General features: G+C 46.5%; 17 protein-coding genes. 3 read left to right on the top strand and 14 right to left on the bottom strand.

The genetic code is table 11. The features are described 5' to 3' along the window. Positions 1–10 precede the first annotated feature (10 nt). The 5 genes from LGT40_RS10120 to LGT40_RS10100 all read right to left on the bottom strand — a co-directional run bounded on the left by LGT40_RS10120 (position 11) and on the right by LGT40_RS10100 (position 4,821). On the bottom strand, positions 11–988 hold the full coding sequence (locus LGT40_RS10120) for a KpsF/GutQ family sugar-phosphate isomerase (RefSeq protein ID WP_226071717.1): 978 nt from the start codon (positions 986–988) through the stop codon (positions 11–13). Continuing rightward, on the bottom strand, positions 985–1,971 hold the full coding sequence (locus tag LGT40_RS10115) for a calcium/sodium antiporter (protein ID WP_226071718.1): 987 nt from the start codon (positions 1,969–1,971) through the stop codon (positions 985–987). The genes LGT40_RS10120 and LGT40_RS10115 overlap by 4 nt, the downstream gene beginning before the upstream one ends. 152 nt (positions 1,972–2,123) lie before the next feature. Continuing rightward, entirely contained in the window at positions 2,124–2,852 is a 729-nt protein-coding gene (locus tag LGT40_RS10110; RefSeq protein WP_226071719.1) for an MlaA family lipoprotein, read from the bottom strand. 131 nt (positions 2,853–2,983) lie between these two features. Beyond that, positions 2,984–4,027: a glycosyltransferase family 4 protein gene (locus LGT40_RS10105; RefSeq protein WP_226071721.1), complete on the bottom strand. Its 1,044-nt coding sequence runs from the start codon at positions 4,025–4,027 to the stop codon at positions 2,984–2,986. Further along, positions 4,027–4,821 (bottom strand): UDP-2,3-diacylglucosamine diphosphatase, encoded by a 795-nt coding sequence (locus tag LGT40_RS10100; protein ID WP_226071723.1) that lies wholly within the window; start codon positions 4,819–4,821, stop codon positions 4,027–4,029. Before LGT40_RS10100 ends, LGT40_RS10105 begins: the two co-directional genes overlap by 1 nt. Before the next feature lie 139 nt (positions 4,822–4,960). Between LGT40_RS10100 and prlC the strand changes: the two genes are divergently transcribed. Next, the gene (gene prlC, locus LGT40_RS10095) at positions 4,961–7,000 is read left to right on the top strand and encodes an oligopeptidase A (RefSeq protein WP_226071725.1); all 2,040 of its coding nucleotides are present in this window, start codon (positions 4,961–4,963) and stop codon (positions 6,998–7,000) included. A gap of 61 nt (positions 7,001–7,061) precedes the next feature. On the opposite strand, the gene LGT40_RS10090 is transcribed toward prlC, so the two are convergent. Next, positions 7,062–7,328 carry a DksA/TraR family C4-type zinc finger protein gene (locus LGT40_RS10090; protein ID WP_226071727.1) on the bottom strand — a complete coding sequence of 89 codons (267 nt, stop codon included), beginning with the start codon at positions 7,326–7,328 and terminating at the stop codon, positions 7,062–7,064. A gap of 522 nt (positions 7,329–7,850) precedes the next feature. Between LGT40_RS10090 and LGT40_RS10085 the strand changes: the two genes are divergently transcribed. Continuing rightward, entirely contained in the window at positions 7,851–10,151 is a 2,301-nt protein-coding gene (locus LGT40_RS10085; protein WP_226071729.1) for an FdhF/YdeP family oxidoreductase, read from the top strand. Between the two features lie 687 nt (positions 10,152–10,838). Then, positions 10,839–12,326 (top strand): 4-hydroxy-3-polyprenylbenzoate decarboxylase, encoded by a 1,488-nt coding sequence (ubiD, locus tag LGT40_RS10080; RefSeq protein ID WP_226071837.1) that lies wholly within the window; start codon positions 10,839–10,841, stop codon positions 12,324–12,326. On the opposite strand, the gene LGT40_RS10075 is transcribed toward ubiD, so the two are convergent. The 8 genes from LGT40_RS10075 to fdhF form a co-directional block, all read right to left on the bottom strand. After that, on the bottom strand, positions 12,315–12,704 hold the full coding sequence (locus tag LGT40_RS10075) for an MAPEG family protein (protein ID WP_226071730.1): 390 nt from the start codon (positions 12,702–12,704) through the stop codon (positions 12,315–12,317). The genes ubiD and LGT40_RS10075 overlap by 12 nt on opposite strands. A gap of 139 nt (positions 12,705–12,843) precedes the next feature. Further along, on the bottom strand, positions 12,844–13,521 hold the full coding sequence (locus LGT40_RS10070) for a sulfate/molybdate ABC transporter ATP-binding protein (RefSeq protein WP_226071732.1): 678 nt from the start codon (positions 13,519–13,521) through the stop codon (positions 12,844–12,846). A 7-nt stretch (positions 13,522–13,528) separates the two neighbouring features. Then, entirely contained in the window at positions 13,529–14,212 is a 684-nt protein-coding gene (modB, locus tag LGT40_RS10065) for a molybdate ABC transporter permease subunit (RefSeq protein ID WP_226071733.1), read from the bottom strand. A 10-nt stretch (positions 14,213–14,222) separates the two neighbouring features. Next, positions 14,223–14,897 carry a molybdate ABC transporter substrate-binding protein gene (modA, locus tag LGT40_RS10060; RefSeq protein WP_247363610.1) on the bottom strand — a complete coding sequence of 225 codons (675 nt, stop codon included), beginning with the start codon at positions 14,895–14,897 and terminating at the stop codon, positions 14,223–14,225. 322 nt (positions 14,898–15,219) lie between these two features. After that, a complete protein-coding gene (locus tag LGT40_RS10055; protein WP_226071735.1) occupies positions 15,220–16,938 on the bottom strand; it encodes an OFA family MFS transporter in 1,719 nt (572 codons plus the stop codon). 71 nt (positions 16,939–17,009) lie between these two features. Beyond that, on the bottom strand, positions 17,010–17,255 hold the full coding sequence (locus LGT40_RS10050; protein ID WP_226071736.1) for a formate dehydrogenase subunit delta: 246 nt from the start codon (positions 17,253–17,255) through the stop codon (positions 17,010–17,012). Between the two features lie 12 nt (positions 17,256–17,267). Then, positions 17,268–18,092: a formate dehydrogenase accessory sulfurtransferase FdhD gene (gene fdhD, locus LGT40_RS10045; RefSeq protein ID WP_226071737.1), complete on the bottom strand. Its 825-nt coding sequence runs from the start codon at positions 18,090–18,092 to the stop codon at positions 17,268–17,270. Continuing rightward, positions 18,092–20,959 (bottom strand): formate dehydrogenase subunit alpha, encoded by a 2,868-nt coding sequence (gene fdhF / locus LGT40_RS10040; RefSeq protein WP_226071738.1) that lies wholly within the window; start codon positions 20,957–20,959, stop codon positions 18,092–18,094. The genes fdhD and fdhF overlap by 1 nt, the downstream gene beginning before the upstream one ends. Between the last annotated feature and the right edge of the window lie 2 nt (positions 20,960–20,961).

The following is a 20,961-nucleotide window of genomic DNA, read 5'->3' as shown; positions in this document are numbered from 1 at the left end:
TTCCTAAAAATCAGACTACGCCAGCACGCAATAAATCGTGCATATTGAGCGCGCCAGTTAAGTTATGGTTTTTATCAGTAATCAACAAGCCGCTAATTTTATATTGCTGCATCATTTGTAATGCTTCAGCAGCCAGCATCTCTGCTCGACCCGTTTTGCAATCTCGGGTCATATGTTCTTTAAGATGAGCGGTCAGAATATTGACTTCCTGAGCCAGCACGCGACGTAAGTCACCATCAGTGAAAATACCTACCAGTTTGCCATCATTATCTACTACAGCCGTCATGCCCAGACTTTTGTTAGACATTTCGATCAGAGCGTCACGCAATAAAGCCTGTTCATTCACCTGAGGGATCGCGGTTCCGCTATGCATAATATCACTGACTCGCAGCAATAAACGTCGCCCCAGATTGCCACCGGGATGCGATAGTGCAAAGTCTTCCGCAGTAAATCCGCGTGTTTCCAACAATGCAATAGCCAATGCATCTCCCATGACTAATGCCACCGTGGTGCTGGAAGTGGGGGCTAATCCAAGTGGACAAGCTTCTTTGAAGACACTGACATTAATCACAGCGTCGGCACAAGATGCAAGCGTTGAGTCCATCCGGCCGCTCATGGTAATCAGTGGAACACCAAGCCGTTTAATCAAAGGCAAAATGGTCAGGATTTCGGCGGTTTCACCTGAATTGGATAATGCCAGTACCACATCTTTATCGGTAATCATGCCCAAGTCACCATGACTGGCTTCACCGGGATGCACAAAAAAAGCCGGGCTCCCCGTGCTTGCTAATGTTGCCGCAATTTTACTACCGATATGGCCGGATTTTCCCATACCAATCACCACAATACGGCCCTGACATTGTAATAAATATTCGCATGCACGAACAAAATCATCATCAATGCGATCACGCAGCAGGGTTACCGATTCCAGCTCGGTATCGATGACGGCGAGTGCCAGTTTTTTTAATTTATCCGAATCAATTTTCATATACCGTTATGCACACCTTGATAGGCCAGCAAACTCATGTAGCCTGCATAAACCAGAAGTAGTAATAATCCTACCGGACGTCCCAATCGACCTTTTAAACAAAAGCGTGCAAACCAATACAACACGATTGTCAGCCCAATCATAAAACTAAAATCGCGGGTTAGCAGCAGCGTATCCACTTTTGAAGGTTGAATCAGTCCTGGCATGGCCAGAACGGCAAGCAAATTAAAAATATTTGAACCCAGAATATTACCCACCGCAATATCATGTTCGTTTTTTAATGCTGAGGAGATGCATGCGGCCAGTTCCGGCAAGCTGGTTCCGATAGCGACCACCGTTAAGCCGATCACTAAGTCGCTTATGCCCATAAGTTGAGCGATACCCGCCGCACCCCAGACTAAGAGTTTAGATCCCCCCAGCAGACCGGCTAATCCGGTAAAAAACAACAGGGTAGATTTTTTTAGAGAGAGTTTTGGCTGATCATATTGCTGGGTAAATTCAATTTTCAGCGGGTCATCCTGCGCACTTTTCATTGCCAGCCACGCCATTCCCGCCAAAGTCATTATGAAGCCGGAAAACAGGAAAACGCCATCAATGCGGTCCAGTTCCATATCCCAAAGTAGCAATAGCAGCGCGAGGAACATGATGAAAACCAGTAGCGGGAATTCTCTTCTTAAGGTAACTGAGTGAACCACCAATGGCGTAATAAGAATTGTCATACCCAGCACCAGACCAATATTGGTGATATTTGAACCAATAGCGTTACCGATACCTAACGCCGGCGCACCGTCAAAAGCCGCCAATGCAGAGACCATCATTTCCGGGGCAGACGTGCCAAACCCGACGATAGTCAATCCAACAATCAATGGGGCTACACCAAGATTTGATGCAATACCTGCTGCGCCATCAATAAATTTATCCGCACCCCAAATCAGTAGTGCAAAACCACTGACAATAGCGATGATAAAAACAATTGAAGTCATTTAAAAACCGATGATGGAACGTTAAAAATAAAAAAGAGCCGGAATAAATCCGGCTCTTTGCATTATAACGATGAGAAAACGTTATGTCCCTAAGGGCTGTTAATCTTTCATGTCACCATCGTGGTCGTAATGAAAGCCCAACCGTTCTTTACTTATTCATCATCAAACAAATCATAATCATCTTCATCTGGTGGATTGCCATCGTAAACCAGATATTGACGACGTTGCAGATAGGCATTTCTGACGTATGCATACTCGTCATCCGTTGCCTCATCCAACACACGCTCAGATTTCAACAGGTTGGCACGTGCATCAATTACACGGGTTGCGGTAAATGCATTACGTGCTCCTGGACCCTCTACATACATGACCGGATCGGTAAACATATCGCCAACCAGACCAAATGAATCACGTACTGTCCGTGGACCAAAAAACGGCAATACAACATATGCACCGGGTTCAGCACCCCACGTGCCGAGCGTTTGACCGAAGTCTTCGTTACGCTTACGGTTACCGGCATGGCCTGCCACATCAAAAATACCCGCGACACCCACTGTACTGTTTAACAGGAAACGGCCTGTATCATCGGCTGCCTGACTAAACTTGCCCTGCAGCAGACTGTTAATGGCAACTGTAATGTCATTGAGGTTGCTGAAAAAGTTACTGACGCCCCAGCTGATGGCATCAGGAACCACAACATCGTAACCTTGGGCAACAGGTTTGATTACCGCACGGTCAACGGTATCGTTAAATTTATACATTGCGCGGTTATAACTTTCGAACGGATCGCGTTCGTCAGGATTCTGTACAGTGGCGCAACCGGTAAACAGAACAACCATACTAACCAGGCTGAGTCTGAATAAACTTTTGAGATCGAACATTGTGGCATTCCCTGAAACAAATTTAATGGGAATAATCGCATGGCAGTTCCAGGCTAATCAAGTGATCTGTTGTACCAATACCAAGAAAGTATGACGGTGTTGTCACTATACAACATGCGAATGAGAGCGTTTTAACTTTTCTCACCAAGTATTTGCGTAGCTTTCACCTGACTTGTTGCATGATTGTCATGCATAAATCCGGCGAATACTTCACTGCATTTTTGCCAGCTATTTTCTCGAGCATAAGCGATACAATCCGTTTTTTTGAGATTCAGCGCATTTAAAGCAGCTTTTTGCAGATCCCAGTCGAGCACACCCGTTTTGCCTGGAACAAGAATATCTTTCGGGCCGGTCACGGGATAAGCAGCAACGGGAAGTCCACTGGCCATTGCTTCTAATATCACTAAACCAAACGTATCAGTCTGACTGGGAAAGACGAATACATCACCGCCAGCGAGATAGGCAGCCAGATCTTCAGCAAACCTGGCACCGGTAAACAGCACGCCGGGATAACGCTTTTGCAACATTTCCAAGTCTGGACCATCGCCAATCACTACTTTGCTGCCGGGTAATTTCAAGTCCAAAAATGCTTCAATATTTTTTTCCACCGCCACCCGGCCCATATTGATGAAGATGGGACGAGGCAAGTCATATTCTTTGGCATGATCGGGCGTAAATATCTGTGTATCAACTCCCCGACCCCACACATAAACATCCCGAAAACCATGTTGCTGCAAGCGTTGCTGTTGTGAAATGGTGGGCACCAGGGTACGCGCAGCTGGTCGATGAAAACGTCTTAGCCAGGCATAACTCCAACTGAGCGGGATTGGTAATCGTAAGCGTAAATACTCGGGGAATTGGGTATGAAAGGAAGTGGTAAATTGGATCTGATGACGTAAGCACCATCGCCGGGCTGCCATCCCCAGGGGGCCTTCCGTCGCAATATGTACCGCATTGGCCTGAAGATTATCCAGCATATTGGCAAGTTTGCGATAAGGCAGCAAGGCAAGACGAATAGAAGGATAGGTCGGACAGGGAATGGTTTTAAAATTCAATGGGGTGATCATGATCACTTCATACCCCATTTGCTGAAGATGTTCGCGCGTTTTCCCTAATGTACGCACGACCCCGTTAACCTGGGGTTCCCAGGCATCCGTGACAATCACCAGTTTCATTAAGCGGCTTTGGCGAGTAAGACTTGTTGATTCAATAATTCTGCCCAGGGAATGATTTCCATCTGGCCATCTGGATGCTCTACCAGTGCGGTGCAGCTTTCTACCCAGTCACCACAGTTGTAATAATCAATGTCGTGTATGCGGGTGATTTCAGCCCGGTGAATATGACCACAAACCACACCATCCACCCCTTGTTTAGAGGCTTCATGCGCCACGGCTTCTTCAAAGTTACTGATGTATTGCACGGCATTTTTGACTTTGTGTTTTAAAAACGCCGCCAAGGACCAGTAAGAAAATCCCAGCTTACGACGGAAATAATTGACCCAGCGATTGGCGCGCAGTAAAAACTCGTACAACCGGCTGCCGATTTTTGCCAGCATCGGTGATATTTTCACCACACTGTCAAATTGATCGCCATGGATAATCAATAATTTACGTTTATCTGCAGTGGTGTGAATAATTTCATTATGAATCTGCACATTGCCGAACACCGCCCCATCGTAATCCCGCAAAATCTCGTCATGATTACCTGGGACAAATATAACCTTGGTGTTGTGTTTGGCTTTACCGAGAAGAGTACGGACAACGTTGTTATGAAGCTGAGGCCAGTACATGCGTTTTTTCATTTCCCAGACGTCGATAATGTCACCGACCAGGTAGAGATACTCGCATTCCACATTATGTAAGAAGTTAAGGAGGAGCTCAGCACTGCAACCCCGGAACCCCAAATGGATATCCGAAATGAATACTGTGCGAACTTTCAGCTTTTGCTTGTGACTTAGTTGTGTTTGCATAAGGCACTCTTTCACTTAAAATTCTGAGCGAACCTTAGCTAATGCATATTGCAGTGTGATGACTGTTTTGTTGCGTTACCATGACAATACCTTCATACGTCGCAATGCGGGCGATACCGAACTTAATCAGGACAAAATTATGAGTAACCCACTATTGGAAAATCACCGTTTACCGCCATTTTCCGCAATAAAAGCAGAGCATGTTGAGCCTGCGATTGATCATGCATTAAGCACGGCGCGCAATAAAATTGACACCATTCTCAGCACGTTGACAGAGCCCACCTGGGATAACTTGGTACAACCAATGGAAGATATGGACGCATTGATTGACAGTGTCTGGTCACCGGTCAGCCATATGAACTCAGTGGTCAATTCTGAAGCATTACGTCAGGCCTACAATGCATGTTTGCCAAAGCTCAGCGAATTTTCTACTGAGCTGGGCCAGAATGAAACCTTGTATCAATCCTATAAAGCCATTGCCGAAGGCGCGGAATATCAGAAGCTCGATACTGCGCAGAAAAAGGTGATTGATAACGCGGTTCGAGATTTTCGTTTGTCCGGGGTGGAGCTGGAGCAGCAGCAACGTGATGAATTCAAAAAGCTGTCACAGCAAATGACCGAACGCACCGCCAAGTTTGAAGAAAATTTGCTGGATGCCACTCATGCCTGGCGCAAGCTGATTACCGACGAATCTTTGTTGTCTGGTCTGCCACCATCAACCATTGAGATGGCACAACAAATGGCCAAACGTGAAGGAGAAGAAGGCTGGTTATTTACGCTCGACTTTCCTTCTTATATGCCGGTTATGTCCTATGCCGATAACCGTGAGTTACGCGAAGAAATGTATACCGCCTTTGCTACCAAAGCATCGGATCAAGGCCCAAATGCCGGTAAATGGGATAACACTGAAGTGATGCTGGATATTCTTAATCTGCGTCATAAACTGGCCAACCTGCTAGGTTTTGCCAATCATGCCGAACGTTCGCTGGCCACCAAAATGGCGCAATCACCACAGCAGGTGTTGGACTTTTTGCAGGATCTGGCCAAGCGCTCAAAACCGATTGCGGAAAAGGAATACGCCGAATTACGTGCTTTTGCCAAGGAGACTGCCAATCAGGATCAACTGGAAGCCTGGGATGTGACGTATTTTGCTGAAAAGCTGCGTCAGCAGCGTTATTCAATTTCACAGGAAGAATTAAAACCGTATTTCCCTGAAGACAAAGTAGTGAATGGCCTGTTTGCCGTGGTCAATCGTTTATACGGGCTTGATATCCGTGAACGTAAGGACGTGGATGTCTGGCACAAAGATGTCCGCTTTTTTGAGATTGTTGCTGAAGATGGCAGCATACGTGCCCAGTTTTATCTGGACTTATATGCCCGGCAACACAAACGGGGTGGAGCATGGATGGATGAATGCAAGGCGCGCCGTCGAACTGCTGAAGGCATCGAAATCCCTGTTGCGTTTTTAACCTGTAATTTCTCTGAACCGGTCGGTGATAAACCGGCACTGTTTACCCATGATGAAGTTACTACTTTATTTCATGAATTCGGTCATGGTCTGCATCATATGCTGACCAAAATTGAATATGCCGGGGTGTCCGGTATCAATGGGGTGGCATGGGATGCGGTCGAGCTGCCCAGCCAGTTTATGGAAAACTGGTGCTGGGAACGTGAAGCCTTGGATTTGATTTCTGGACATTATCAGACGGGTGAAAAATTACCTGATGATCTGTTTGACAAAATGATTGCTGCTCGAAATTTCCAGTCAGCAATGATGATGTTACGTCAGCTCGAATTCTCGTTGTTTGATTTCCGTCTGCATCTGGAATTCAACCCGAATGAACCGAATCAGGTCGAAAAAATTCTGGAACAGGTGCGCAATGAAGTGACTGTGGTGAAACCACCGAAATTCAATCGGTTTGCGCACAGCTTTGCCCACATTTTTGCTGGTGGTTATGCTGCTGGTTATTACAGCTATAAATGGGCAGAAGTACTCTCCGCTGATGCCTTCTCCAAGTTTGAAGAAAATGGCATCTTCGATCGGCAAACCGGTCTGGAGTTTCTTCAAGCAATTCTGGAGCAGGGTGGTTCACGTGAGCCGATGGAATTGTTTATTGAGTTTCGTGGCCGCGAACCGCAGATTGATGCGTTATTAAGACACACTGGTATTGCGGCTTAATCAGTCGAAAAGAAATAGAAAAGGGGCGAAAGCCCCTTTTTTGTGTTGAACATTAAACAACTTAACGTAACTGGCTATCTTTACTGCCACGGCGATTAAACAGATTGAAAGCCTTGTTTTCCTTATCTACGATTTCCTGACATTTCACGCAAAGACGAACACCTGGAATCGCTTCCCGGCGTGCTTGTGGAATCTCTTTCTCACACTCTTCACAATGTGTCAGGCTCTCACCTTTCGGTAATCGGGATCGCACCTGTTGCACACCATCTTCAACACTTGCATCAATCTGATCCTGAACCGCGCCATCACGAGACCAACCTCCAGCCATAACAACCTCCAACCGATTGTATTAACAGCTTTATTTAACCACACAAAGCTTATAATAAGTAAGACTTGTTATTCGGCCAATAGATTCATTTAAATAAAGAGTGAAGCAGAAAAAATTGCGCAAAAATGCAGCAGCCTATTGAGTCAAAATTCAACTGCTGTGTTGGTCTAATGGGAGAGTCCAGAGTAACAGTGACAACAAAGTGGCGTGAACACTCGTCCAGCACTATATATGTTTTATTTTGCATAATTTAAGCGCTCATAAACCAGTGAGGAATTATTTCCTGATCAAAGAGTCATTATTGATATATAGCGGCTTTAGTTATTATAATTTAACTAAATCGCAATGATCAGAAATATGTTAAATATTGCATATTTAGCAATACCCAATGGCATTATTCGGCCTAATCTGATCTCACAAATACAATAATCAGCGAAAAAACTCAGTGGCGTGCCAGAAGAAATGTGGTTTTAGCATTTGATTGGTTCGCGGCGAACTATACATTTTTCTCGGAGAAAAACTTTGAGTCATTATAAACCCTACAATGGTCCAGCAGCAGGTTGGGGCGCTTTAGTCAGCGTGACCAAAAATTGGCTAGGCAGTAAAAATGCCATGCACAACATTCGTGCGATGCTGAAAACCAATCAGGATCACGGACTGGACTGTCCCGGATGTGCCTGGGGTGAAACGCCTGAAAAAGGCATGATTAAATTTTGCGAGAATGGCGCTAAAGCTGTTAACTGGGAAGCCACCAGTCGTCGAGTCGATCCGGCTTTTTTTGCTAAACACACCGTTACTGAATTGCTGCAACAAAACGACCATTGGCTGGAATCACAAGGTCGTATTACCCATCCCATGCGTTACAACGCAGAAACAGACCACTATGAACCAACCACTTGGCCACAGGCCTTTGAACTGGTCGCCCAGCATCTAAAAAACATGGATTCACCACACCAGGCCGAGTTTTACACTTCGGGTCGTGCCAGTAATGAAGCCGCATTTTTATATCAACTGTTTGTTCGTACTCTGGGTACCAACAATTTCCCTGATTGTTCAAACATGTGCCACGAAGCCAGCGGTATCGCCATGTCTGAAACTTTAGGTGTCGGTAAAGGCACTGTTGAGTTTGAAGACTTTGAACATGCAGATGCCATTTTTGTTATCGGACAAAACCCCGGGACAAACCATCCCCGTATGCTGGAACCTTTACGTGAAGCGGTAAAACGTGGCGCACAGGTTATTTGTTTTAACCCGTTAAAAGAACGTGGTCTGGAACGCTTTCAGCATCCGCAAAATCCATTTGAAATGCTTAAAAACGATTCAGAGCCCACCAATACGGCCTATTTCAGACCGGCACTCGGCGGTGATATGGCGGCTATTCGTGGTATGGCTAAATTCCTTTGGGAATGGGAAAAACAAGCGCTGGCCAATGATGGTGCTGCCGTCTTTGATCGCGAGTTTATCGCCGAGCACACCAGTGGCGTAGATGAGTACCTGGCTGAGCTGGACAATACCAGCTGGCAGCATATTGAAGCCCAATCAGGCCTGAGTCTGGCAGAGATTGAAATGGCTGCCAATATGTATCGCAAAGCCAATCGGGTCATCATGTGTTGGGCCATGGGGATCACCCAGCACGTGCATTCGGTATCCACCATTCATGAAATTGTCAGTCTGCAGTTATTACGAGGCAACGTGGGCAAACCTGGTGCGGGTCTGTCACCTGTCCGTGGTCACAGTAATGTGCAGGGCGATCGCACCATGGGCATTGATGAACAGCCACCTGAGTGGTTACTCGATGCACTGGAAAACCGCTTCAAAATTAAAATGCCTCGTGAGCATGGTCATACGACGGTCAAAGCCATTGCCGCAATGGAACAAGGGGATATCAAGGTCTTCTTTGGACTGGGTGGTAACTTTGTGCAAGCCGCGCCAGATACTCCACGTACGCACGCCGCGATGAAAAATTGTGACCTGACAGTCCAGATTTCCACTAAATTAAACAGAAGCCATTTAGTCACCGGTAAGGATGCTTTGATGCTGCCTTGTCTGGGACGGACGGAAATTGATTATCAGATGAGTGGTAAACAGGGTATTACCGTAGAAGACACCTTCAGCATGGTGCATATTTCTTATGGTCAATTGAAACCTTTTTCCCCATTAATGAAATCAGAGTCGGCGATCATTGCAGGTATTGCCGAAGCGACTTTAGGCAAACATCCGGTGGACTGGAAATGGTTGGTTGAAGATTATGATCGGATTCGTGATCTGATCGATGACGTGATTCCAGGATTTAAAAACTTTAATGAGCGTATTGCCAAACCAGGCGGCTTCTATCTGGGTAACCCAGCCGCTGAACGTCAATGGCAAACGACCACGGGCAAAGCACGTTTTATGGCGAATGCTCTGCCAGAATCGCTGATTCACCAACAGATTTCAGATACCGGTGAAAAACCAGATTTGATTCTGCAGACCATGCGTTCACATGATCAGTACAACACGACCATTTACAGCATGAATGATCGTTATCGTGGGGTATATGGCATGCGTGATGTGATCTTTGTCAACAAAGCAGATATTCAACGTCTGGGACTGGAACATGGCCAAAAAGTGGATATTTATTCCTTGTGGGATGACGGCAAAGAGCGTCGCGTCAGCGATTTCACCATTTTGAGTTTTGATGTGCCACAAGGTCAGGCGGCGGCCTATTATCCGGAAACCAATCCATTAGTACCGCTGGATAGTTATGGTGACCATACCTTTACTCCAACATCCAAGTTTGTTGCGATTAAGATTACGCCTAGCAAGGCATTGAATGCGGCTTAAGCCTTGAATTGATTAGATGAGTAGTGGCGGAAGCAGGCTTATATCCAGGGTAGATTGGGTAGAGCTTGCGAAGCCCAACAATTAGTACACTTTTCAGTTTCGACTTAATGTCGAGTCAGGGGAATGCGTGCCCATTCCCCTAACAACCCCAAGGCACCCCTTGTGTTGGCCTGCGGCTCCACTGCGTTGCGTTTTTTGTCAGGGAGACTCACCAAACTCGCTTCGCTCAAACAGGTAAGTCTCTAATCCTGACAAAAAGCCGCTACTCGTCAACACAAAAGGGGAATTCAGCTCCGACCTGAAAATTTATCCCTTGATTGCCCTTATACGAAGCCGAGCATCGCATAGCTTCTCGGATCAGCATGAGAAGCGCAGGGGAACCCGCAGGGCGAGTATGGGCTGGCCTTTTTTGGTTCGTTTTTTGGCCACGCAAAAAATGAACAGCGGGCTTTAGTTCGCAATTAAAAATCAAGTTTTATGGAATTTAACGATGATCGGATGCTTGTTGTGTGCTCACTATGATCATGGGGGGAAGGGCAGAAAACTATAGAAAAATATTGCTTTAATAGTCGAAATTTTCAGTCTCTCAATGGCGAATTAAAAATAATTCAATAGAGATTGCTGCTAAGCCAAATCATGTCTGAAGCTGGTAAGCTACACCATCCTGGTAAAAACAAACAACAATCCATGAAATACACCGACCTAAGAGACTTCATCACCAACCTGGAAAAACAGGGCGAGTTAAAACGCATTACCACTGAGGTAGATCCCCATCTGGAAATGACGGAGATTTGTGATCGGGTATTGCGTGCTGGTGGTCCGGCGATTCTGTTTGAGAATCCCAAGGGCAGCAAGATTCCGGTATTGGCCAATTTGTTTGGTACACCTAAACGTGTTGCATTGGGCATGGGGGAGGATTCGGTTGAGGCGTTACGTGAAGTCGGTAAGTTGCTGGCATTTCTGAAAGAGCCGGAACCGCCTAAGGGTATGAAAGATGCCTGGGATAAGTTGCCGATCTTTCGTCAGGTGTTGAATATGGGCCCGAAGGTGGTGAAAAAAGCACCTTGTCAGGAGCAAATAATTGAAGGCGATGCAATTGATTTGGCTGAGTATCCGATTCAACTCTGCTGGCCGGAAGATGCTGCACCATTAATTACCTGGGGTTTGGTGGTCACTAAAGGTCCGCACAAAACCCGGCAGAATTTAGGAATTTATCGTCAGCAGGTGATCGGTAAAAACCGGGTGATTATGCGCTGGTTATCACATCGCGGCGGGGCGCTGGATTTTAAGGAATGGCAGCAAACCCATCCTGGCGAACCGTTTCCGATTGCTGTAGTGCTGGGGTGTGATCCGGCGACTATTCTAGGTGCGGTGACGCCTGTTCCCGACACGCTTTCCGAATATGCCTTTGCGGGTCTGCTACGTGGCAGTAAAACTGAGCTGGTCAAATGTATCGGCAGTGATTTGCAGGTGCCTGCTCAGGCGGAGATTGTGTTGGAAGGTTTTATCTACCCCGATGATATGGCACCGGAAGGACCATATGGTGATCACACAGGGTATTACAATGAAGTGGATAGCTTTCCGGTGTTTACCATTGAACGCATAACCCAGCGTAAAAATCCGATTTATCACAGCACCTACACTGGTCGTCCACCGGATGAGCCGGCCATTTTGGGTGTGGCACTTAATGAAGTATTTGTGCCGATATTGCAGAAGCAGTTTCCGGAGATTGTCGATTTTTATCTGCCACCTGAAGGCTGCTCATATCGGATGGCAGTGGTCAGCATGAAAAAACAATATGCCGGTCATGCCAAACGGGTGATGATGGGGGTGTGGTCGTTTTTACGACAGTTTATGTATACAAAATTCGTCATCGTCGTTGATGATGATGTGAACGTCCGCGATTGGCAGGATGTGATATGGGCGATTACTACAAGAATGGACCCGGCGCGCGATACTGTTTTGGTCGAGAATACGCCGATAGATTATCTGGATTTTGCCTCACCAGTTTCGGGGTTGGGCTCCAAGATGGGAATGGATGCCACCAATAAATTGCCTGGTGAAACCAACCGTGAATGGGGCAGACCGATCGAGAAAGACCCGGCAATTGTCGCTCGGGTTGATGCCTTGTGGTCTGAGTTGGGATTAGATAATGAAACTGATTCAGCTGGCTAACTGAAATCCGGCAAAAGCAAACAGATTCAAAACCGCCATAATGATCAGTAACCACAATGTCATTTGCATGCCTATGATTCGACGACTGATAATAGCTTTGCTGACTCCGTAGGCGTGAATCAATCTGCCGATAATAAACATGCTGCCCAGTAGGTGGAGCAACCAGATAGGGCCTTGATTGAGTTCGAATATCAATAACAGCAGCAAACCAATTGGCAGGTACTCCACCGCATTGGCATGGGCCCGAATCGCTGCCAGTAAATCGCCATTGCCACCATCGCCCAGCGCGACTTTATATTGCCGACGCAAACGTATGACGTTTCGCGCTAATCCCACAATCAATAATGCTGCCAGGGCGGCATAAATTCCACTAATCATGACCGGTACCTCAATGCTTTAGCTGTGTTGAGCAGCTTTTGTCGCGTTATTCGTTTTGTTTTCAAAAAACGATGCTAGAAATCATCACTGTAATTATTTCGCTTGTAAAGTTACCTGCTTGATCTGTTCACTAGGCAATTTATCCAACATCATCGCTGATAATACGGCCGTTTTTAATTGTCAGGACATGCTGACCAAATATCGCGACATCTTCCGGATCATGAGTAATCATGATTATGGGAACCTGCAATTGCTGTTGTAATTGATCCAGCTCCTTGCGCATTACATGGCGTAAATCGGCGTCGAGCGCAGTAAAAGGTTCATCCAGTAATAATGCCTGGGGTTTAGCTACCAATGCACGAGCCAAGGCTGTCCGCTGACGTTGACCGCCGGAAAGCTGATCAGGAAGTTGATCTGCTAATGTTTCCAGCTCAAATGCTTCAAGCCAGTAATTCACTGCTGCAAATGGTTTTTTTGGGGCAGGATTTAACCAGCCTTTAGTTAAACCGAAGCTGATATTTTGTCTTACCGTCAGGTGTGGAAAAAGTGCGTAGTCCTGAAACAAGTACGCTAAATTGCGTTGTTGTGGGGTGAGAGAGATTTTTTTATTTCTGTCGGTCAAGACTCTGGAGTCCAGACGGATATGTCCTTGATCAATTTTTATCAAACCGGCAATTGCTTTCAACGTGAGACTTTTACCAGAACCCGAAGGGCCAAAGATAACGATTCGCTGGCTATCGGATTGAAACCGTACATTTAATTCAAAATGACGATTGGCCGAGCTAAAGGTTTTTTGTATGTCTACATCAAGATACATTGTGGGTTCAGCCTCGATAAGCAATGCGACCCGGAGCGAGGTAGCTGGCTGATAATAAAACGACGATACAAATGAAAGAGGTAATCAGCACAAATAGTGTGGCCAAATCATCCTGACCAGCCTGCACTGCTTCATAAATCGCAATGGAGAGAGTTTGAGTTTTGCCGGGAATGCTACCGGCAATCATCAGGGTTGCGCCGAACTCACCCATTGCTCGTGCAAAAGCGAGCAACAGGCCAGCCATAATACCGCGCCAGGCCAGTGGTAGGGTTACCCGGAAAAACAGGCTTATTTCAGATAAGCCCAATACGCGAGCAGCTTGTTCTAATTGTCCATCGACGCTTTCAAACGCTGCTCTGGCAGGTTTGAACACCAGTGGAAACGAAACAATGGTGGCAGCGATAACGGCACCTTGCCAGGTAAATATTAATGAAATTCCATAGCCTTGCAGCCAGAAGCCAATAGCTCCTTCACGACCCAGCAGAACCAGCAGGTAATAACCCAAAACCGTGGGAGGAAGAACCATTGGTAAAGTTAAAAAGCTGTCTACCAGATCACGGCCTCTAAAATTCACTCTAGCCAGAAAATACCCCACACTGACGCCCAGAATCAGGGTGAAAAAAGTAGCCCAGCCGGCCACTTTCATTGACAGAAAAAAAGCCGGCCATACCGGGTCGAGTGACAACATCATCTATTGCTGCTCAAGGTGCGTTAAATCCGTACTGAGCGAGGATTTTCTGTCCAGCAGCCGATAATACGTAGCGGATAAAGTTTGCTGCTTCAATTTTATTTGTCCCATTACGGGTTATCGCGATTGGATAATGGACATTCTCCTGCATATCGACAGTAAGGGCGATCTGAACCTGGTCTGGAGTGAGCATAGCGTCCGTACGATAGACAAAACCTGCATCGACTTCTTTTCGGGCAACATAATCGAGTGAGTGACGAACATTTTGTGTGCGGATGGTTTTCTCCTGCAATACCTCCCACAACAGATTTTTCTGCAAGGCAATTTTTGAATAATGGCCCACGGGCACACTGTCCGGGTTGCTGATGGCAATACGTTTAATAGCTGGTTGCTGTAGATCGGACAGATCGGACAACCTTATTTTAGAGTCAATAGGGGTAATGACGACCAATTGGTTTTTGGCGAAGAGCTGCAGTGAATCATTTTGAATGAATTGCTGTTGAACCAGCAGATCCATAGTCTTTTCATCTGCTGAGGCGAAAATATCAACGGGTGCGCCATGAGCGATTTGCTGTTGTAACACACCTGATGCCGCAAAGTTCAAAAATACTTTAGAGGCTGGATTTTCTGTTTGATATTGCTCGGCGATATCTCTAAAAGCATTGGTCAGGCTGCTGGCCGCCGACACAGTTATTTCATTTGCCCACACATTGCTGGAGATCAGAATGAGCAGTATGAAAACTTTTGGAAAACAGCGCGACATATTTCACATTACCCCAGAGGACCGATATATTCTGTTAAATATTACGTTAGCCAAGTGTAATTATCAAAACTAATCACTACTGTTTAGTGAAGCCGTTGAAGACTGATAACGTGCTAAAAATCAAGGTATAAATGATAAATAAGCCGAGAAAGAAAACACATATCCTTTTACGCAAAAGATGAATACGTAACTCAAAGCAACGTATTCATCAATTCGTTTTTTACGATAAAGCTTGATGAGCTAAAGGCTATTTTTTATCAGACAAAAAATCAGGGTGGCTGTTTTCCACGTGGTGTTTGGGGTGCACCGGACGCATCAGCCAGTTACTGATTAAGGCCACAATCAATAAGCCAGCCATCATGTACATGGTGGTGTTATAAAGACTAGGCGTAGGATCCATCGTACCGGGAGGAACAATTTCCATCATCGATGTAATGGAAACTGTGCTGGTTTGAATCAATGTATCCAGCTCAGATAAAGGGGCGCCAAAGCGATTCATGAATACCTCAGGGTCTACCATGCTTGCGAGGTTATGAATGGCTTTGTAAATAGATTGTTCGCGTAATTGCGTGAGTAATACCGGCCCTAAAATACCGGCAGCACTCCAGGCTGTCAGCAGACGACCATGAATACCACCGACATGCAATGTGCCAAAAATATCGGCCAGATAGGCAGGAATCGTGGCAAAACCACCGCCATACATGGTGAAAATCAGCATGGTAACGCCATAGAACATCACTAACCACATAATGGCCGGATTCACGCTGGCCTGCATCGCGATTATCGGGATGGAAATATACAACAAGGCGCCGAGCATAAAGAAAATATTGTAAGTGGTTTTGCGACCAATATAATCTGACATTGAAGACCAGAAAAAACGTCCTCCCATATTGAAAACACTAATCATCAATACGTAAGTCGCAGCGAAACTGGCATCTACGATCCCCGGCAAACTCGGGCCGAAGATATCGCTCACCATGGTTTTTGCTACACCAATCACACCGATACCTGCCGTGACATTGAAGCAAAGCATTAACCATAACTGGTAGAACTGAGGTGTTTTTAATGCCTGATCGATATGTACATGATTTTCAGAGATCAGTGAACGAGCCGTTTTTTTCGATTTGTCAGGCTCCCAACCTTCTGGTTTCCAGTCAGCTGGCGGGACGCGGAAACTGAAGGCAGCAATAACCATCACCACAAAATATACGATGCCGAGCGTCAAAAATACGGAGGTTGCGCCCGTGCTTCCAGAGCCAACAACATAAACACCTTCGGGCCCTACAGTCGGCATTGCTGCCATATCTTTGGCGGTAGCGACCACCACTTCTACTTTATTCCCGGCCATTTCGACAAAACGTCGGCCATTTTCAGTAATTAACGCAAGGTCAGTGGCTTTTCCCAGATAAGTCGGCGCTTCATAAAAAAGTGATAAAAGGTAGCCTTTTAATGGCGCACCGATTATGGCACCACCACCAAAGCCCATAATGGCAATACCCGTCGCCATGCCTCGTCGATCAGGGAACCATCGAATCAAGGTACTGACCGGCGTGACATAGGCCAGACCAAGACCGCAGCCACCAATGACACCATATCCGAGATAAATCAACCATAACTCATGGAAATAAAGCCCCAGGCTGCTGATAATAAAACCACCACCCCAAAGACAGGCGGCAAGAAAACCTGTGGCCCTGGGACCCACTTCTTCCAGCCATTTACCACCAATTGCAGCGGCAAGACCGAGAAATACAATGGCGGTGGAGAAAATCCACACAACTGAAGAAAATTGCCAATCATCAGCGGCACTGGCCACCACACCCAACTGCTTAACCAAAGGGGGATTGAACATGCTCCATGCGTAGACTGAACCGATACAAAGATGAATAAAAACTGAAGCCGGGGCTATCCACCAACGATTAAACCCGGGTTTGGCAACGATATGACGTTTATGAAGGTGGGCCAGCATGTTGTTTTATCCTTCTTACACATGATTTAGCCGTTAGTCAGCGGGTTGACTAACAGTTATTATTATTTGAATTAAGCGGTTTGTTGAATGTTCTGGTTGTTTTGAAGCAGATTAATCGCGTTACGTGCCAATGGCGAAATATCTCGTTCAGTTGTCGCCGCAGCGATCAGATCCTGGCGCATTTTGGGTGTCCAAAAACGTGTGAGATGTTGAGCAATCCGTTCGGAAGCTTCAGCGGGCGCATAAGCACTCAGGTTAGCCGCTATTTGATTGACCATTTTGATCAGGGTAGCGGTTTGATTATTGTGTTCACTCATGTGTTACTTCTCTTAAATCGCGTGGCTAAGGGGGTCAGAAGCGAAAGGGTCGTTATAGATAACATGCTTGTTTGAACGAGCAAAACCAACTAATAACAGCCCGGCCTGTTTTGCCTGCTCTATTGCTAAACTGGTAGGAGCTGAAATGGCCACCAGACAGCCGATACCAGCCATGCAGGTTTTCTGAACCATTTCGTAACTGGCTCGGCTGGTTACCAGCACAAAACCAGTTTTTGGGTCAGCTTTTTGTGTAGTGAGAGCACCGATTAGTTTATCCAATGCGTTGTGCCGACCCACATCTTCGCGGACCAGTTGTATGTCACCTTCAAGTGAACACCAGGCAGCAGCATGGGTTGCACCGGTTAAATGATTGATTGCCTGTTTCTCGCGAATCGCTTCAAGTGCTTGTTCGATGGCCTGATGGCCAACAGAGGGAGCTTGAACAGCGGGAATAGGACGGATAGCTTGCTTAAGGGTTTCTGTTCCACACAGCCCACATCCCGTTCGCCCGATCATGTTGCGCCGTTTGGATTTCAGTTCTTCAAAATCTTCGTCGGCAATTTGCATCCGAATGGTGACCCCTTCAGGACCTGGCGTAGCATGGACTGAATAAATGTTTTCCCGTTTACTGACGATTTCTTCTGTCAGACTAAAGCCGATAGCAAAGTCTTCCAGATCAATCGGAGTAGCCATCATCACGGCATGTGACAAGCAGTTATAACGCAACGCCACCGGCACCTCGACTGCCACCTCATCCTGAGACAAGGTGGTTTGTCGAGTATGACTGTCATATTTTTCAACAGTACATTTCTGTGTGGTAGCTTGCGATTCAAACATTAGGCATTCCCAACAGAATTTTCCTGACCCGCATTCAGCAGTTTCAGTTGAAGTGCGTCAAAACTCTGAAAGTTCTGCTGCCACTCAGATGGTTGTGAAACTCGTTCCACCTGCACCGCTGTCACTTTATATTCAGGACAGTTAGTCGCCCAATCCGAATTATCTGTGGTAATCACGTTTGCACCACTACCCGGATGATGGAAAGTGGTGTAAACCACACCGGGCAGTACCTTATCCGTAATGCGGGCCCGTAAGACTGTCTGACCGGCACGGCTGGTAATACCTACCCAGTCATTTTCCTTGATGCCACGAACTTCAGCATCATGCGGGTGAAGATCCAAACGATCCTCATCGTGCCAGACCTGGTTTTGAGTACGACGTGTTTGCGCACCAACATTATATTGAGACAGAATACGACCAGTGGTCAGTAATAATGGGAAACGGCTGGTAGTCCGTTCATCAGTTGCCACGAACTCGGTCACACTGAAGCGACCTTTACCGATTGGGAAATCGTCAACATGCATGGTTGGTGTACCAATTGGATAATCATCATTACATGGCCATTGGATACTACCCAACTCATCAATGCGTTTGAAGCTGACTCCGGTAAAGGTTGGTGTTAATTGCGCAATTTCATCCATAATTTCTGAGGGATGGTTGTAATGCATTGGGTAACCCATCGCATTGGCCAGATCCATAGTGACTTCCCAGTCTTCCTTACCTGCCAAGGCGGGCATCACTTTGCGAACGCGATTGATCCGACGCTCTGCGTTGGTGAAAGTGCCATCTTTCTCCAGGAAAGAAGAGCCAGGCAATAAAACATGCGCAAATTTTGCGGTTTCATTGAGGAAAAGATCCTGCACAATCAGACATTCCAGTGAACGCAGGGCACTTTCAACGTGTTGCGTACCCGGATCAGACTGAGCAATATCTTCACCCTGCACATACAAACCTTTGAATTCGCCAGAAATGGCGGAATCAAACATATTTGGAATGCGCAGACCCGGTTCATTATCCAGCTGCACACCCCATACCTGTTCAAACCGGCCACGAGACACATTATCTGAAACGTGTTGATAGCCTGGCAGTTCATGCGGGAAAGAGCCCATATCACATGAACCCTGCACGTTATTCTGACCACGTAACGGGTTTACCCCTACGCCCTCCCGACCAATATTACCGGTCGCCATGGCTAAGTTGGCAATCCCCATAACCATGGTGGAACCTTGGCTGTGTTCGGTAACACCCAGACCGTAATAGATGGCACCGTTGGGTGCATTGGCATAGGTTCTGGCGGCTTGACGAATAGCTTCTGCCGAGACACCGGTGATTTCTTCCAATGCTTCAGGAGAATGACGAGGATCTTTAATAAATTCGCGCCACTTGTTGTAGCTTTCCATATCACAGCGTTTTTCGACAAACGCCATGTCTTCCAGTCCTTCTGTGACTACAACATGTGCCAGCGAATTGATCAGTGCCACGTTGGTGCCAGGTTTCAAGGGTAAATGCTGTGCTGACTTGAGATGCGGTGTTGCCAGCAGATCAATATGTCTTGGATCGGCAACGATCAGTTTGGCACCTTCCCGTAAACGACGACGCATTAATGAACCAAATACCGGATGGGCATCGGTTGGATTGGCACCAATCACTAAAATCACATCGGCTTTCATCACCGAATCAAAGGTCTGTGTACCTGCTGATTCACCCATTGTCATCTTCAGGCCATAACCTGTAGGGGAATGACAGACACGTGCACAGGTGTCGGTATTGTTGTTACCAAATGCGGCACGAACCAGTTTCTGAACCAGATAGGTTTCTTCATTGGTACAACGTGAAGAGGTAATTCCGCCAATGCTGTTGCGGCCATATTTTTGCTGAATTCCTTTCAGTTTATCGGCAGCAAACTGAATGGCTTCTTCCCAGCTGACTTCCTGCCAGGCATCCGTGATTGATTCACGAATCATCGGTGCTTTAATGCGATCTTTGTGTGTGGCATAACCAAAGGCAAAACGCCCTTTCACACAGGAATGACCATGATTGGCATCGCCACCTTTATAAGGCACCATGCGAATAACCTGATCGCCTTTCATTTCAGCTTTAAATGAACATCCCACCCCGCAATAGGCACATGTGGTCACCACACTGTGTTCCGGTTGGCCCCATTCGACAATGCTTTTTTCCATCAAGGTCGAAGTTGGGCAGGCCTGGACACAGGCACCACAGGATACACATTCAGAATCCATGAAGTCCTGATTCTGACTGGGTGAGACTTTGGATTCAAAACCACGACCTTGTATGGTTAATGCAAAAGTACCCTGGACTTCTTCACAGGCACGTACGCAACGTGAACAAACAATACATTTGCTGGGATCGAAATCAAAGTAGGGATTGGAATGATCGGTGACGGCATCAAGGTGATTTTCACCGGCATAACCATAACGTACATCGCGCAGTCCCACTGCGCCAGCCATGTCCTGTAGTTCACAGTTGCCATTGGCAGGACAGGTCAAGCAATCAAGCGGATGGTCAGAAATATACAATTCCATGATGTTGCGTCGCAGGTCAGCCAGCTTTTTATTCTGGGTGGTGACCTTCATGCCCGCTTCAACGACAGTAGTACATGAGGCTGGATAGCCGCGTCGTCCTTCTATCTGCACCGCACAGAGACGGCAAGAACCAAAGGATTCCAGGTTATCTGTGGCACAAAGCTTAGGAATATTGATATCCAGAAGTGATGCGGCTCGCATTACTGAAGTGCCTTCCGGAACGGTGATTTCCACACCATCAATTTCTAACGCTACCAATTTCTCGGATAACCGAGCAGGGGTACCATAATCTTTATTGGGATTAAAACGTTCAACTTTCATGT

The organism is Methylophaga pinxianii, from assembly GCF_020447225.1.
GTDB lineage: Bacteria > Pseudomonadota > Gammaproteobacteria > Nitrosococcales > Methylophagaceae > Methylophaga > Methylophaga pinxianii.
This window is presented reverse-complemented; position numbering and strand designations above follow the sequence as displayed.

What these genes read in the sequence shown, in the direction of transcription:
- LGT40_RS10120 (WP_226071717.1), bottom strand. Translation starts at nt 988, where the DNA reads ATGAAAATTGATTCGGATAAATTAAAAAAACTGGCACTCGCCGTCATC.
- LGT40_RS10115 (WP_226071718.1), bottom strand. Translation starts at nt 1,971, where the DNA reads ATGACTTCAATTGTTTTTATCATCGCTATTGTCAGTGGTTTTGCACTA.
- LGT40_RS10110 (WP_226071719.1), bottom strand. Translation starts at nt 2,852, where the DNA reads ATGTTCGATCTCAAAAGTTTATTCAGACTCAGCCTGGTTAGTATGGTT.
- LGT40_RS10105 (WP_226071721.1), bottom strand. Translation starts at nt 4,027, where the DNA reads ATGAAACTGGTGATTGTCACGGATGCCTGGGAACCCCAGGTTAACGGG.
- LGT40_RS10100 (WP_226071723.1), bottom strand. Translation starts at nt 4,821, where the DNA reads ATGCAAACACAACTAAGTCACAAGCAAAAGCTGAAAGTTCGCACAGTA.
- prlC (WP_226071725.1), top strand. Translation starts at nt 4,961, where the DNA reads ATGAGTAACCCACTATTGGAAAATCACCGTTTACCGCCATTTTCCGCA.
- LGT40_RS10090 (WP_226071727.1), bottom strand. Translation starts at nt 7,328, where the DNA reads ATGGCTGGAGGTTGGTCTCGTGATGGCGCGGTTCAGGATCAGATTGAT.
- ubiD (WP_226071837.1), top strand. Translation starts at nt 10,839, where the DNA reads ATGAAATACACCGACCTAAGAGACTTCATCACCAACCTGGAAAAACAG.
- LGT40_RS10075 (WP_226071730.1), bottom strand. Translation starts at nt 12,704, where the DNA reads ATGATTAGTGGAATTTATGCCGCCCTGGCAGCATTATTGATTGTGGGA.
- LGT40_RS10070 (WP_226071732.1), bottom strand. Translation starts at nt 13,521, where the DNA reads ATGTATCTTGATGTAGACATACAAAAAACCTTTAGCTCGGCCAATCGT.
- modB (WP_226071733.1), bottom strand. Translation starts at nt 14,212, where the DNA reads ATGATGTTGTCACTCGACCCGGTATGGCCGGCTTTTTTTCTGTCAATG.
- LGT40_RS10055 (WP_226071735.1), bottom strand. Translation starts at nt 16,938, where the DNA reads ATGCTGGCCCACCTTCATAAACGTCATATCGTTGCCAAACCCGGGTTT.
- LGT40_RS10050 (WP_226071736.1), bottom strand. Translation starts at nt 17,255, where the DNA reads ATGAGTGAACACAATAATCAAACCGCTACCCTGATCAAAATGGTCAAT.
- fdhD (WP_226071737.1), bottom strand. Translation starts at nt 18,092, where the DNA reads ATGTTTGAATCGCAAGCTACCACACAGAAATGTACTGTTGAAAAATAT.
- fdhF (WP_226071738.1), bottom strand. Translation starts at nt 20,959, where the DNA reads ATGAAAGTTGAACGTTTTAATCCCAATAAAGATTATGGTACCCCTGCT.